Source organism: Streptomyces sp. NPDC001070 (assembly GCF_053598835.1).
The window spans coordinates 128,379-142,843 of the sequence record NZ_JBSFLB010000010.1; the positions used below are offsets into that span (position 1 = coordinate 128,379).

Consider the following 14,465-nt stretch of genomic DNA (forward strand, 5'->3'; position numbering starts at 1 on the left):
TCCCTCCTTACGGGGGGGGCCGGCCCGCGTTGCCGTGCCGGCACGGCGACGTGCCCCTCTCGTTGCTTCGACCCGGCAAGCCGGACGGGTCGTGCGCTGCCGGCAGTGGGCCTGGGCAGCCCTCGGCACGACATGATCGGATGGGCGTGCGGGGGTCGCACGGAGTGAGGAGACACAGTGGGATCGGCGGAGCGGAAGAGGGCACCGGCCGGGATATGGCTGCTGACCGCCGTCGTGGCGCTGGCCATCGGGGTGGCGATGGTCTTCCTGACGCGCAGTGCGCTGGAGCGGGAGCGGGAGTTCCGCGCGGCGCCGCCGTGCGTCTCCGTACCCGTCAAGGCGTCGGACTGCCGCTGGGAGCAGCGGTTCACCGTACGGTCGGCGCACACGCACAGCGGTCAGCGCGGCAAGTCACCCGAGGCGGAGTTGTCGCTGCCGTCCGGCGGAGAGCCGTGGCACGTGACCTTCCGGCAGACCGGTCCGGTGCTGTCGCAGATGGAGCCGGACGACAAGGTCGTCGGCCTGATCTGGCGGGGGCGGGTCGTCGACGTACGGGACGCCGCGGGACGGCGGCAGGAGACGAGCGACGGGCCCCTGGAGTGGCCCGAGGACCGCCTCGGCGGCGCGCTCGCCGGCCTCTCGTTCGGCCTGGTGGGCCTCGTCGGAGCGCTGTGGTCGCTCTTCGCGCCGGGTCCGCGTCATGCGAGCGCGGCGAGCGCGGTGCGGTGGCACGGCGTCGCCATGGGCGTCGCGGCCATCGTGATCCTCTGGGTGCAGGCGGCCAACGAGTGGCCGATGTGGTCGATCCCGGCGGTCTGGGGGCCGCTGGCGCTGCTCCTGCTGGCCTCCGCGGTGGCCTTCGCCCTGGCGGCGCTCCGCGGCGAACCGGACGACGACGCCCCGTCCGCCGCGCGGTCCCCCCGGGCGCCGTAAGACCTGCCGGGCGGGGCCTCCCGGCCGGGGGCCGCAGGTCCCTGATCCGGCCGGCGTCGAAGCCCCGCCCGGAACGGACCGGTGCCGGCCTCCTCGTAACGAAGGTGCCCGCCGCGTGATCCTCGACAAGCCGCCCTACCCCGACCGCGCGGACGGGCTCCCTCACACCGACGAGGCCGAGGAGACGTCGACCGCCGCCTGGCTGCGCCGCGGCGTCGACATCCGCTCGGTCCGCTGCCCGGAGTCCATGGAGCGGCCCGGCCGGCCCGGCCCGGGCCGAGCCGCTCGGCGCACCGGCGCGCGCGGCCGGCGGGGAGGGCTCCACCCCGAGGAGGTCGCGCTGCCGGCCATGCTCCGTTCCGGGCTCAAGGACCAGGCGACCGCCCGTCAGCTGGGGCTGAGCACGAGGACCGCGACACGTCGCATCGCCGCGCTCATGGCACGGCTCGACGCGACGACGCGCTTGCAGGCCGGGGTGGAGGCCGGCGCACGTGGCTGGATCCGATCCATCCTGACGGCACATCGCGCCGGAACCGATCACAAGCGGCCAAGTGCACACGGAGCGGGCCGAGACCGGCCACCATCGGTGCATGAACGCTTCCGCGACCGCCGCACTCACCCCGCTCCCCGACGGGGTCTGGTCCACCCTGTCCGCCGCCCGCGAGGCGTACCGGGCCGCCGTCCCGGCCGCGTACGACGAGGTGCTGACGGAGGTCGCGGAGCGCGCCCGGGACACCGGAAGCCTGGGCAAGACGGACATCGCCGCGCTGGTGGTGTGGAAGCGTCTGCAGGCGAGCACCGCCTGGGTCGTCGAGCTGATGAACCTGCGCGACACGGAGGTCCGGGCCGTCACGGCCGGCGCCGTGTGCGCGGTCCGCGACCCGGAGGCCCCGCGCGGCGCGGCCGCCCGCGAGGGCCGCAGGGCCCTGCTCTCCCTGCCCGGCTGCCGCAACGGCGACGCGCTGGCCTCGGCGCTGCTCACCGCCGCCGCACCGGACCGGATGGCCGTCTACGACCGCCGCGCGCAGTTCGGCCTGGAGCGGCTGGGCTACCAGCTGACGCCGGCGCCGGGCCGTTACGGCCGTTACATGGACCTCCTCGACGACCTCCTCGCCCGCTCCGGCCCCGACGCGGACGGCTGGACAGCCCGCGACGTCGACACGGCCCTGTACTGGCTCGGCCGCCAGGCCACGGCGGCGCCCGGGGACACCGAGGAGGAGTAGGGGGTCCGGTAGCGGGTCGCCGCCTCAGTCCGCCCCCTCGCGTGTTCACCCGGAGCGCCCGCGCCCAACAGCGCACCACCTGGGGAACGTCGATGGGGAACGGCGGGTGCCTCGGCGCCTGGGGTCACGCCGCGCGATGCTGCGCTCCGCTGTCGGTGCCCGGCCCTACGGTGTACCGGGTGATGACCACCTCGTCCATCCTCGGGCAGTTCGACCTGTGCGCGGATCAGTCCACGTTCCCCGACCTGTCGAACGACTGCTACTACCCGGTCGACACCCGGATCCACCTGTTCGGCGACTTCGACTCGCTGGGCGATGGTGGCCGAACTCCTGGGCTATTGCCCGCGCGCCGGCAATCTCATCGACGTCGTGCACCGGTTCGGCAACTGCCTGACCCATGGCGAGCCGGGGTTCGGCGAGTTCCTCGACCGGGTGGGCAACATGGAGGAGATCGTTCTCGGCGACGAGGAGGTCTACGCCGGAGGGGTTCCGGTGATGGTGCGCGGGCAGGCCCTTCCGGTCGCCGCCCCCGCCGGAACACCGCTGGAGGAGGTGTTCCGTCTGCTGGCGCCCGCGCACCGCGTGCTCTTCCTGGCCGACGGCGCCGAACTGCGCGCCGGTGTCCCCGACGACCTGCCGGTGCTGCTGCGGCTGGACGAATGGCACCAGCCGGAGGACCTGGGAGACGTCACGCCCGGAGGATGCGAAGCGTTCCGGATGATGGCCGAGGTCCTGGACTCCGGGGACCCGTCCCGGTACCGGCCGACGCTTCCCCCCAACACCCACTGGGCCCACTGGCCCGACGCCGGAACGCTGTAGTCCGGCCGACGGCGCCGGGCGGGCACGGCGGCCCGGGGCACGGGACGGGTCACCCGGCCTTCCGCACCTCGATCAGCAGGGCCTGCTCGGGGTTGAGCTGCGGCATCGGCACACCGGCCGAGGTCAGCACCGCGCCGGGGAGGGCGACCCAGCCGTCGATCGCCTCGGTGAGCCAGGCCGGGCCGCTCGTCTGGTGGAAGGACGGCAGGCCGATCTCGGTACGCACGCGCACCCGGTAGCGGAGTCCGGGGGCGAGACCGGGCAGTCGTACCCGGCCCGACTGGCCCTCGGGGGAGGTCGCCACGCGAGCCCAGCAGTAGAGCGCGGCCGTGCTGTCGTGGGCGACGACGCCGTGCAGCAGGGTCGCGTCGCCGGGGAGGTCGGCGCGTACGGTGCGGCCGCCGTGCAGCAACGGACGCAGTTCCCGGTACAGCGCCGTCCACGCGGTGAGCCGGGCCAGCTCTTCCGGTGTGCACCGGGTGATGTCCTGTTCGATGCCGGGATGGCCGAACAGCGCGGTGGCCAGGCGGAAGGTGTCGGAGCTGACGCGTGCGGTGGTGTGGCTGGGGGTGGGGCCCACATGGGCGCCGACGAGTTCCGGCGGGAGCAGTTGGCCCGTCCACCGCTGGATGGACTGCCGTTCCACCGGATCGTTGCAGTCGGAGGCCCACACCCGGTCCGTCCTGGCAAGGATGCCCAGGTCGACGCGGCCGCCGCCGCTGGCGCAGCTCTCGATCTCCAGTGCGGGATGGCGCTCCTTGAGGGTGTCCAGCAGCCGGTAGAGGGCCTGGATCTGGGCGTGCGCCACCGGGCTGTCGGCCGGGCCGCGGACGGCCTCGTGCACCTCCCGGTTGTGGTCCCACTTCAGGTAGGCGATGGCGTACTTCTCGATCAGGGCGTCCAGTGCCGTCAGCAGGTGGTCTCCGGCCTCGGGGTGGGAGATGTCCAGGACGTGCTGATGGCGGGCCGAGGGCCCGACACCGCGAGCCGGGGCGAGGATCCAGTCCGGGTGCTCGCGGGCCAGGTCCGAGTCGAGGTTGACCATCTCCGGTTCGACCCACAGGCCGAACTCCATGCCCAGGGACCGCACGTGGTCGGCGAGCGGGGTCAGTCCGGCCGGCCACACGAGCGGGTCGACCGTCCAGTCGCCGAGGCCCGCGTGGTCCGAGCGGCGGCCGCGGAACCAGCCGTCGTCCAGCACGAACCGCTCCACGCCGACCTCGGCGGCGCGGTCGGCGAGCCGCAGCAGGCGGTCCAGGTCGTGGTCGAAGTAGACCGCCTCCCAGCTGTTGAGGATGACCGGGCGGGGGCGGCGCGGGTGGCCGGGGCGGGCCCGCAGCAGGGTGTGGAAGCGGTCGGCGAGCCCGTCGAGCCCGGTGCCGGACCAGGCGTAGTGGCAGACGGGGGTGCGGTGGCTCTCGCCGGGGGCGAGCCGGATCTCGCCGGCGCGCAGCAGTGCCCCGCCGCCGAGCACTGCGGCGTGGGTGCCGGCGCCCTCGGGCAGCTGCTCGACCAGGTAGCGCTGGTCGCCGCTCCAGGCGACGTGCAGGCCCCACACCTCGCCCTCGCGGAATCCGAAGCCGGGTACGCCGACGGCGACGAGGTAGGGCGAGTCCAGGCCGGGCTTGCCGCGGCGGACCTCTCGGGCGTAGGTGCCGAAGCCGAGCGGGCGGCGCTGCGGGGAGCGTTCACGGCTCCACTTGCCGGTGAAGTCGAGGATCTCGCCGGCCCGCCGGGGCAGCGGCAACACCGCGGTGACCTGGGTGAGGTCGTACGGGGCCGGGTCCGCCGTCCGCTGCCGGGTGATCTCGCCGTGCACGGCGAGCACGCCGGACGGCTCCATCCGGTAGGTGACGGTGATGTCGAGGCCCGCGGCGGCCTCGGTGAGGGTGACGGCCAGTTCGCCGCCTTCGGCGTCCTCGCGGAAGGTGGCGCCCGTCGTGGTCAGGCGTGGGGCGGCGGCCCCGCCGTTCAGGTGGCCGTGGTGGGCTGGGGTGCCGGCCCAGCCGTCGGCCTCGGTCGGCCAGATGGTGAAGCGGCGGGGGACGTCGATGGAGTTGTTGAGCACCGCGGGCTCGGCGGTCAGGCTGAGCGCGGCGTGGTCCGCCGCGGACAGCTCGCCGAGGTCCGCTCCCCAGTGGAGGACTCTGGGCACCGGCTCGGAGAGTTCCACGACGAACGAGGTGCCGGCCGCGCGCAGGGCCACGACCCGGGCGGTGGTGTCTGCCATACGGAGTCCTGCCTTTCGGGGGTGCCCCGCCCGCCGGGGAGGGACCGGCCGGAAGGCCGGCGCCGTTCGGCGGGCGGGGTCACGGGTCGCTGTCGGTCGCTCAGTTCTTCGCGAGCAGGGTCTTGCTCTGCTGCTGCATGTCCGCGAAGACGGCGTCGTCCTTCTGTCCGGCGAAGTACGCCTCGAACAGCGGGCTCAGCGCGTCCTGGACGGCGGCGCCGTTGCCGTAGACCGGGGACGGGTAGAGGACCTTGTTCTTCATCATGTCGGTGAAGACCGACAGGTCGACACCCTCGGCGGACAGCGCCTTCGCCGAGGCCTCCATGGAGGCGGGGATGGAGGGGAAGAACGTTCCCGTGCGCGAGGCCTTGGACTGGCAGGCCTCGGATCCCATGTAGGAGACCCACTTCCAGGTCAGGTCGGGGTTCTTGGTGCCGGCCCAGATGTTGTTGCCGTTGGAGTTGCTCATGACGGCGCGGGTCTTGCCGTCGGGGCCGTACGGGGGCGCCGCGATGCCGGTCTTGACGCCGGGGATCTTGGCGAAGGTGGAGGCCGACCAGGACCCGCCCATCTCCATGGCCACCTTGTGGGAGGAGAGCAGGTCGACGTCGCTGACACTGGAGGTGAACTCGCCGATCTTCGGGGCGTATCCCTTCTCCGTCAGGGAGCGGGCCCAGTTCAGCGTCTTCACGAAGCGGGGGTCGTTGTAGTTGAACACCGTGGGCCAGCTGGCCTTGTCGCCCAGCCGCCATCCGGTGCTGGACGCGAACGGGCTCCAACTGGTCTGGCCGATGAAGTCCTTGGCCGCGATCTGGCCGAAGCCGAACGTCTTGACGTGGGCCTTGTCGAAGCCGGGCTGGTCGCCGCGGCGGCCCTTCTCGTCGATCGTGAGGTGGGCGATCATCTTGCCGAAGTCGCCGCCGTCGTCGGGGTTCCACGTCGCGGACTCGACGTCGCTCTTGCTGTAACCGGCCTTGGTCAGGGCGTCCTGGTCGTAGTAGATGCCCGCCGCGGCCCAGTCCAGCGGCAGCGCGTACTGCTTGCCGTCGGTGAACTTCCAGGCGTCCACGCCCACGGAGAAGCGGGACATGTCGAACTTGTCCTTGGCGATGAAGTCGTCCATCGGCATCAGCTGGTGCTGCGTGGCGTACGCCTGGAAGAACTGCACGCTGTTCTGGAAGGCGTCCGGCGCGTTGCCCGCGACGAATCCGGCGGTCAGCTTGGTGAAGTAGTCGTCGACGTTGTACTGCGAGATCTTCACGGTCGTGCCGGGGTTGGCCTTCTCGAAGTCCGCGGCGCAGGTCTTGTACGCGGCGGCCTGCTTGTCGTCCCAGGTCCACCAGTTGACGGTCTTCGAGCCCCCGGCGGAGGAGGCTCCGGAGGAGCAGGCGGACAGCACGGCCGCGAGGGTGAGCGTGGCCCCCAACGCGACGACCTTGCGTATTCTCATGATTCCTTCTTTCGGGACGGTGCCTGGTGTGCGTGGGACGACGTCTTGAGGAGCGCCCGGAAGGCGCTCAGGGCGATGGTCAGGTCCTCGGGGCCGCCGGCGTCATGGCCGTTGAACTCCCACAGCCGCAGCTGCTTGGGCCCGCCGTAGGCGTGGTACGCGGCGATGGTGGTGGCCGGCGGGCAGACCTCGTCGCGCAGCCCGGCGGAGAACCAGGCGGGCGCGGTGGCGCGGCGGGCGAAGGCGAGCCCGTCGAAGTAGCCCAGGGTCGCGAAGGTCTGCTCGACCAGGTCGCGGCGGGCGCCCAGATAGCCGATGAGCTCCGCGTACGGCTGCTCGCCGGTGAGCCGGGTGGCCTGCCGGATGTCGCACAGGAACGGCGCCTGGACGTGCGCGGCCCGCAGGCCCGGTACGAGTCCGGCGACCGCCAGCGCGATTCCGCCGCCCTGGCTGGGCCCGGTGACGGCGACCCGGTCGGGGTCGACGTGCGCCGAGCCGCGCAGGGCCTCGACGGCGCGGACGCCGTCGGTGAAGACGCGGCGGTAGACGTAGGTGTCCTTGTCCTCGATGCCGCGGGTGAGGAAGCCGGGGTGGGAGGGGCCGCTGCCGACCGGGTCGGCGGTGGCGCCGCCGCCCGCCCAGGCGCCGCCTTGGCCGCGCGTGTCGACCAGCAGGTGGGCGTAGCCGGCGGAGGCCCACAGCAGGTCCTCGATGGGGGCGCCGCGCCCGCTGCCGTAGCCGTGGAACTGCACCACCGCGGGCAGGGGCCCGGTACGGTGCCGGGGCAGGCGCAGCCAGCCGTGCACCGGGTGGCCGCCGAATCCCGGGAAGACGGCGTCGAAGACGTCCACGGTCTCCAGGCCGGTGTCGACCGGGGTGAGGTCGAGCCGTGCCTCGTGGCCGCGGGCGCCGTCGAGGGTGTCCTTCCAGAAGGCGTCGAAGTCGCCGGGTTCCCGGTAGGAGCTGCGGTACGCCCACAGCTCGGGCACGTCGTTCTCGGTCAGCACGGCTGTGCCTCCCCCCGCGGTACGAGGTCGGCGCCGAGCGTGACGGCCGTACCGGCGGGGACCCGCAGCTCCGCGGTGCGGTCGCCGTGGCGGATCCGCACCGGTGCGGCGCCGTCCCCGGCGTGCCGGCGCAGCGTCACCGCCGTCAGGGCGCCGTCGCGCCAGGTGAAGTCGGCCGCGAGGCCGCCGCGGCAGCGCAGGTCCGTGGCCTCGCCGTCGGGCCATTGCCCGGGCAGGGCGGGCAGCAGGTGGATCGTGCCGGTGTGGCTCTGCAGCACCATCTCGGTGAGCGCGGCCATGAGGCCGTAGTTGCCGTCGATCTGGAACGGCGGGTGGGTGGAGAAGAGGTTGGGCAGGAGTCCGCCCCATTCCGAGCCGTCGACGGGCGCGTCGGTGTCCGGGTCGCCGGCGAGCGGCCGGGTCGCCTCGCGGAAGAGCGAGCGGGCGGTCGCGGCGTCGTGCAACCGGGCGCGCAGGGCCGTCTTCCAGGCCCAGGACCAGCCCATCGCGCCGGGTCCGCGCCGGTCCAGCAGGGCGGTGGCGGCCGCGGCGAGTTCCGGGGTGGCATCGGGGTCGATCTGGCCGAGCGGGTGGACGGTGACCATCTGGGACAGGTGGCGGTGGTGCGGGTCCTGCTCGGGGAGGTCCTCCGCCCACTCCTGGAGCCATCCGCCCGCGGCGATCCGCGGCGGGTGCAGCTTCGGCAGCGCCTCGGCGATGCGGCCGGTCAGCGGCGTGTCGAGGCCGAGCAGGCCCGCGGCGCCGAGGGTCCGTTCGAGAACGGCCCGGGTCAGCGCCATGTCCATCGCGGAGGAGCGGGTGAGGGAGGCCATGGAGCCGTCGGGGGTGAGGAAGTGGTTCTCCGGCGAGGTGGAGGGGACGGTCTCCAGCCGACCGGCGCCGTCGTCGACCAGCCAGTCGAGCAGGAACTCGGCGCAGCCGCTCAGCAGCGGCCAGGCCCGTTCGCGCAGGAAGCCGATGTCCTGGGTGAACTCCCAGTGGTCCCACAGGTGCTGGGCCAGCCAGGCGCCGCCCATCTGCCAGATCGCCCAGGACGCGGCGCCGTGGCCCATGCCGACGGGCAGGGCCCAGCCCCACATGTCGGTGTTGTGGTGGGCGACCCAGCCGCGGGCGCCGTACAGCCCCGCGGCCACGTCCCTGCCGTGCGCGGCGACGCGGTCCAGGAGGTCGAACAGCGGTTCATGGCAGGGACCGAGACCGGCGGCCTCGGCGCCCCAGTAGTTCATCTGGGTGTTGATGTTGACGGTGTAATTGGACGACCAGGGCGGACGCAGCTCGGCGTTCCAGATGCCCTGGAGGTTGGCCGGCGGCCCGGCGTGCGGACGGGAGGCGGAGGCGAGCAGGTAGCGGCCGAGCTGGAACAGGACGGTGGCGGCGAGGAGTTCGTCGTCGCCGGAGAGGATGTCGCGGGCCACGTCGCAAGTGCCCGAGCGGCGCGGTCCGATGCGCAGGGAGGTGCCGCCGAGCAGTCCGCGCAGGTCGGTCTCGTGGGCCTTGAGCAGGTCCTCGGCGCCGCGTTCCGCGGCCCGGGCCGCGGTGCCGGCGGCGGCTTCGAGGTGCGCGGCGCGGTCGGTCCCGGCGAGCCCCTGCCAGTGGCGCCGCGCGCCGGTGGAGCTCGCGACGACCGCGAGGACGTGGGTCGCGCCGGTGACCAGCACGCCGCCCGCGTCGGCGGTCACCTCCCCGTCGGTGGCGATCCGCAGGGCGAGGGCGCCGAAGGGGTCGTAGCCGTCGACGGGGCCTTCGGCGTACCGCAGCGGCTCCTCGACGTCCGGTTCGTGTGCGGGCGCCCCGTCCACGGGGATCTCCACGCCGAGCACGATGCCGCTGTGATCGGCGGTCCGGTGGACCTCCCTGAGGGGGCTGGTCAGTTCGAGCCGCAGGTCGAGGACCCCGCCGGGCGCGGTGAGGTCGGTGCACAGGGTTCCGGTGGTGGAGTCGGCCCAGGTCCGGCGGCGGACGACGGTCCCGGGGGCCGGCTCGAAGGCGTCCTCGGCGACCCCGTTGTCGAGGTTGAGGGTCCGCCCCCGGTACGTGGCCCGCTCTCCCCCGGGCACGGTCAGCCACAGGTCGGCGTAGGGCAGGTACTCCTGGCTGTACGGGCCCTCGAAGGCCATCAGCAGGTCCTCGGCGCGGTGCGGGTCCCCGGCGCGGAGCGCGGCCCGTACCTCGGCCAGCCGCTGCGGGCCGGCGCCGGCCGCGAGGACGTCGGCGAGGGCCTTCGCCGGTCCGCCGGGGGTTCCGGACCATACGGTGGAGTCGTTGATCTGGATCCGGGCGCGGTGGGTGCCGCCGAAGACCATGGCGCCGAGCCGGCCGTTGCCGACCGGGGCGGCCTCGTTCCAGTCCGCCGCGGGCGCGGGCCAGCCGAGCAGCAGGTCAGTGGAGTTCATGGGAGTGCCGTTCAGGTGTGCGGGCGCGGTCACTTGAGCCCGGAGAAGCCGATGGAGTTGACGATCCGCTTGCCGAAGGCGAGGAACAGCAGCAGCATCGGCAGAGCCGCGATGAGGGAGGCGGCCATCAGCCCGGCCCAGTCGGGGGCCGCTTGCGGTGAGGACTGTTTGAACACGCCCAGCGCGAGCGTCAGCGGCTGCACGTTCTGGTCGTTGGTGACCAGTAGCGGCCACATGTAGTCGTTCCAGGCGTTGACGAACATCAGCAGCGACACGGTGGCTATCGGCGCCGCCGACATGGGCAGGATGATCCGGAGGAAGATCCGCACCGGTCCCGCGCCGTCGATGATCGCGGCCTCCTCGATCTCGCTGCTCAGGCCGAGCATGAACTGCCGCAGGAAGAAGAGCGTGAACGCCTGGAACAGCCCGCCGGGGAGGATGAGGCCCGCGAAGGTGTTGGTCAGGCCGACGTCCTTGATGAAGACGAAGTTCGGCAGCAGCGTGAAGACGCTCGGCACCATCAGCGCGCTGATCAGTACGGAGAACACCACGTTCCGGCCGCGCCAGTGCAGCCGTGCGAAGGCGTAGGCGGCGCAGGCGGAGAACAGCACGATGAGCGCGGTCTGCACCGACGCGTAGATCACCGAGTTGCGCAGGTAGAGCGCGATGTCGAGGGAGGCGCCGGAGCCGCCCTGGGCCTGGGCCTCGGCGATGGAGGCAAGGCCCAGCGCCCGCTTGAAGGCGCCGAAGGTGAAGCCGACGGGCAGCGGCGAGGAGGGGTCGGTGGCCAGCTGGTAGTTGTTGGACAGCGCGGTCCGCAGGATCCAGTAGAAGGGGAAGACGGTGACCACGGAGAAGAGGCCGAGGTAGGTCCAGGCCACGATCCGGCCGGGCGTGGTCTTGCGGGTGCGGCGCCGCCGTACGGTCGTGGTGGTGGGCGCGAGGGTGACCGCCATCGGGGCCTCCTTCAGTTCAGGTCGGATTCGTCGGCCCGGGCGAGCCGCAGCTGGGTGAAGGTGACCGTGATGAGCAGGACGAACAGGGCCAGCGACATGGTCGCCGCGTAACCGAAGTCGAACTGGCGGAAGGCCTTGTCGTAGATGTACATCTGCAGCACGTTCGAGGCGTTCGCCGGTCCGCCTCTGGTGGTCACCGCCACGATGTCGAAGACCTGGAAGGCGTTGATCACCGTCAGGACGACCACCATCACCAGGATCGGCCGCAGCAGCGGCACGGTGAGGCGGCGGAACATCTGGAACTCGCTCGCGCCGTCGACCCGTCCGGCCTCGTAGATGGTGGACGGGATGGTCTGCAGTCCGGCGAAGATCAGCAGGGCGTAGTAGCCCATCCACTTCCAGACGCTGATCGCGGCGAGCGAGGGGATGGCCCACGGGCCGCTGCCGAAGAACAGGACGGAGTGCCCGAAGAGGTGGTCGAGCACGATGTTGATGACGCCGAGGTGCGGGTCGAGCATCCACTGCCAGACCAGCGCGGCGATCACGTTGGAGATCAGGAAGGGCATCAGCATCACGCCGCGCAGCACCGAGGAGGTGGTGACGCGGTGCAGGACCACGGCCGTCACCAGGGAGATCAAGGTGCCGAAGACGACCGAGAGGACCACGAAGTACAAGGTGACGAGCAGGGAGTGCCAGAAGACCCCGTCGCCGGCCATCTCGCGGAAGTTGGCCGGTCCCACCCAGTGCGGCGGGGTGAGGACGTGGAAGTCGGTGAAGGCGAGGTAGATGCCGCGGAAGGTCGGATAGGCGTAGAAGATCGCGAACCCGACCACGGCGGGCAGGATGAGCAGCAGTGCGATCGGCAGGTCCTTGCGCCGGGCCGCCTGCGATCTGGTGGCGGCCACGCGCTTGGTCCTGTTGGTCCCGCCGGTCTTGCTGGTCCTGCTGGTCCTGCTGGACTTGCCGGGCCTTCCGGCGGCCTTGACGAGGCCGCGGATCCCGCTGGATGAGGCGGCCGTGGTGGCCCCCGCGCCGGCTGCGCCGGACGGTGGTGTCACCGGCGTCGTGTGGTTGCCCTGCGATGTGACCACCACGGCACTCTCCTTTGCGCGCTTCGGTTCGGACGGGTGGGACGGACGGTGGTGCGGTCGTCCGCCCGCGTCAGACGGTGATCCGGTCGACGTCGGACACGTAGTCGGACGGGTTGCCGAAGCTGATCGTGTTCTCGCCGGCCTTCAGCTCGACGGGCACCGTGATCGACCGCGGCCGGCCCCAGTTGTTGTCGTTGCCGCCGGGCAGCGGGAGCTGGAACGACGTCCCGTTCGCCGTGACGATCACCGTGCGGCCGGAGGAACCGTCGGTGTAGTCCAGCTTCATCAGGTAGGTGCCGTCCCTCGGTGCCGTGACCTTGTTGATCGCCACCGATGCGTTGCCTCCGAGGTTGCCGACCTTCTTGCCGCCGGAGCAGGCCGAGCAGTCGTTGACGCTGGCGTTGCCGGTGCGGGTGTTGCCGGACGCCTCGGCCTCGTAGGCCACGGGTCCGTCGGCGGCCGGGGTGGTGACCGGGACGGCCTTGCTCGCCGCGGACCGGCCGCCGCGGGAGTCGTGGGCGACCACGGTGAACGAGTAACCGGTACCGGCCTGCAGCCCGGTGACGGTGGTGGAGGTGCCGCTCGCCGTGGCGACCTTGGTGCCGTTCGCGTACACGTCGTAGCCGGTGGTGGCCGTGCCGGTGTTCACGGGCTGCCAGGCCAGCGAGACGCTGGTCGCGGTGGAGGCGGTGCCGTGCACGCCCAGCGGGACGCCCGGCTCGCCGGTGACGGCCGCCGGCGTGACGCGCAGCAGGCGCGAGCCGTGCGGCGGCAGGTTGTCGGTGAAGCCGCCGGCGGTCCTGCCGAGGTTCTTGTGGCTCCACAGGTCGCGGACCGCGGCCTTCCCGCTGATGCCGAGGTCGCTCCAGTCGGCGGTGACGTCGGCGTAGCCCTTGCCGAGGTTGAACAGCGCCACGGTGTAGCTGCCGTCGGTGTTGCGGGCGTACCAGACCTGCTCGGGGTTGCCCTGGCTGACCGGCCTGGCGGGGTTGCCGGCCTGGTCGACCGCGATGACCTCGTCGTTGGTGAGCAGCGACAGGCCGTACGGGTCGAGATGGGTGAGGTCGTCGCCGATGTACAGCGGGGCGCTCTCGATGGCCCAGAGCGTCATGTGGCTCTGCCGCTCGACCTCGTTGAGGCCGTCCAGGGGTCCGGCGCCGACGTCGAGGGAGTCCAGGTTGTTCCAGTGGCCCGGTCCGGCGTCGTCGATCCACGGGACGACGTCGTTCCACCGCTGCTTGACGGAGTTGTTCCAGGTGACCAGGGTGTCGCAGTAGCACTCGACGTCGGTGTCGATGCGCCAGCCGTTGGAGTTCTGCTTCCAGACGTCGGCCTTGTCGTGGCTGAGCGACCAGGACAGGATGAACTGGATGGGGCGGCCGGTCCGCTCCAGCGCGCTGTGCCAGGCCTGGATGTCGGGGACGTTGTCGTGCGCCTCGTCGCCCTGGTTGGAGCCCGGGCCGACACCGTCGATCTTGAGGAAGTCCACGCCCCAGTCGGCCAGTTCCTGCGCGACCGAGTCGATGTACTTCGTGGTGCACGGGCTGGAGAAGTTCAGCTGGTAGGAGACGTTGTCCCAGCCGCTGGTCTTGCGCAGGTCGGGATAGACGATGTCCTTGGTGGTGCAGCCCGGCGCGTCCAGGATGGGGCTCTTGCCGTCGTTGTACGCGTCGATGTAGAGGCCGACCGCCATGTAGATGCCGAACTTCAGGCCCTTGGCGTGCAGTTTGTCGCCGAGGTACTTCATGCCGTGCGGGAACTTGACGGGGTCCGCGGCCGGGCGGGCGTACTCGTCGACGACGTTCTTCTGCGTGTTCGGGTTGACGTTCCAGCCCGCGTCCACGTTGACGTACTCGTAGCCGTGCGACTTCAGCTTCGAGGCCAGGATGTCCGCCTGCTGGAGGACGTGCGACTCGGTGAGCCAGGGACCGCCGTAGCCGGGGAAGTTGGTGGACTCCAGGCTCCAGCTGCTCCAGCCCATGTAGGGCTTGGCGGCCACCACGGGGGCGGCGCTGGTGCCGGTGACGTCCGCGGGCGCCGCAGGCGCCGCGGCGGCGGGTACGGCGAGGGCCGTCGCGAGCGCGGCGACGACGAGGGCGGGCAGGGCGGCCCTGCGCATGCCGCCGCGCGTTCGTGACACGGGCCATTCCAGACGTGCGGGTACAGCTGAACGAGCCATGGGGGCACTCCATCTCGGCGCGACGGCGTCCGGCGGGGACCTGTGGCACGGCCGGGCCGGTGCTCGGTCGTCCGCTTCGAGTCGACGGGGGTGTTCGAGAGGCAGGGGTGTCCCTCGGTGGCGGTCGTCCCGGAACACCACCGAGGGCGGACTTGCTGCGACC

The 14,465-nt window shown here is 72.1% G+C and carries 10 protein-coding genes; 3 read left to right on the plus strand and 7 right to left on the minus strand.

Annotated elements, in window-relative coordinates:
* The first annotated feature begins 177 nt into the window (after nt 1-177).
* The 3 genes from ACWDAS_RS14705 (at nt 178) to ACWDAS_RS14715 (ending at nt 2,975) form a co-directional block, all read left to right on the plus strand.
* On the plus strand, nt 178-933 hold the full coding sequence (locus tag ACWDAS_RS14705; RefSeq protein WP_450389863.1) for a hypothetical protein: 756 nt from the start codon (nt 178-180) through the stop codon (nt 931-933).
* 590 nt (nt 934-1,523) lie between these two features.
* A complete protein-coding gene (locus ACWDAS_RS14710; protein WP_450389865.1) occupies nt 1,524-2,156 on the plus strand; it encodes a hypothetical protein in 633 nt (210 codons plus the stop codon).
* Between the two features lie 225 nt (nt 2,157-2,381).
* Nucleotides 2,382-2,975, plus strand: coding sequence for a DUF7003 family protein (locus ACWDAS_RS14715; protein ID WP_450390080.1), 594 nt, complete (start codon nt 2,382-2,384; stop codon nt 2,973-2,975).
* A 49-nt stretch (nt 2,976-3,024) separates the two neighbouring features.
* Here the strand turns inward: ACWDAS_RS14715 and ACWDAS_RS14720 are convergent, their stop codons facing one another.
* The 7 genes from ACWDAS_RS14720 to ACWDAS_RS14750 form a co-directional block, all read right to left on the minus strand.
* Entirely contained in the window at nt 3,025-5,205 is a 2,181-nt protein-coding gene (locus ACWDAS_RS14720; RefSeq protein ID WP_450389868.1) for an alpha-galactosidase, read from the minus strand.
* A 100-nt stretch (nt 5,206-5,305) separates the two neighbouring features.
* Complete coding sequence (locus tag ACWDAS_RS14725; protein WP_450389871.1) at nt 5,306-6,655, minus strand: ABC transporter substrate-binding protein; 1,350 nt, start codon at nt 6,653-6,655, stop codon at nt 5,306-5,308.
* Nucleotides 6,652-7,662, minus strand: a complete 1,011-nt coding sequence (locus ACWDAS_RS14730; protein ID WP_450389874.1) for an acetylxylan esterase — start codon at nt 7,660-7,662, stop codon at nt 6,652-6,654. The genes ACWDAS_RS14725 and ACWDAS_RS14730 overlap by 4 nt, the downstream gene beginning before the upstream one ends.
* Nucleotides 7,656-10,076, minus strand: coding sequence for a glycosyl hydrolase family 95 catalytic domain-containing protein (locus ACWDAS_RS14735; protein ID WP_450389877.1), 2,421 nt, complete (start codon nt 10,074-10,076; stop codon nt 7,656-7,658). Before ACWDAS_RS14735 ends, ACWDAS_RS14730 begins: the two co-directional genes overlap by 7 nt.
* 29 nt (nt 10,077-10,105) lie before the next feature.
* Nucleotides 10,106-11,032, minus strand: a complete 927-nt coding sequence (locus tag ACWDAS_RS14740; protein WP_450389879.1) for a carbohydrate ABC transporter permease — start codon at nt 11,030-11,032, stop codon at nt 10,106-10,108.
* An 11-nt stretch (nt 11,033-11,043) separates the two neighbouring features.
* Entirely contained in the window at nt 11,044-12,126 is a 1,083-nt protein-coding gene (locus tag ACWDAS_RS14745) for a carbohydrate ABC transporter permease (RefSeq protein WP_450389881.1), read from the minus strand.
* Between the two features lie 67 nt (nt 12,127-12,193).
* The gene (locus ACWDAS_RS14750; RefSeq protein WP_450390082.1) at nt 12,194-14,242 is read right to left on the minus strand and encodes a fibronectin type III domain-containing protein; all 2,049 of its coding nucleotides are present in this window, start codon (nt 14,240-14,242) and stop codon (nt 12,194-12,196) included.
* Between the last annotated feature and the right edge of the window lie 223 nt (nt 14,243-14,465).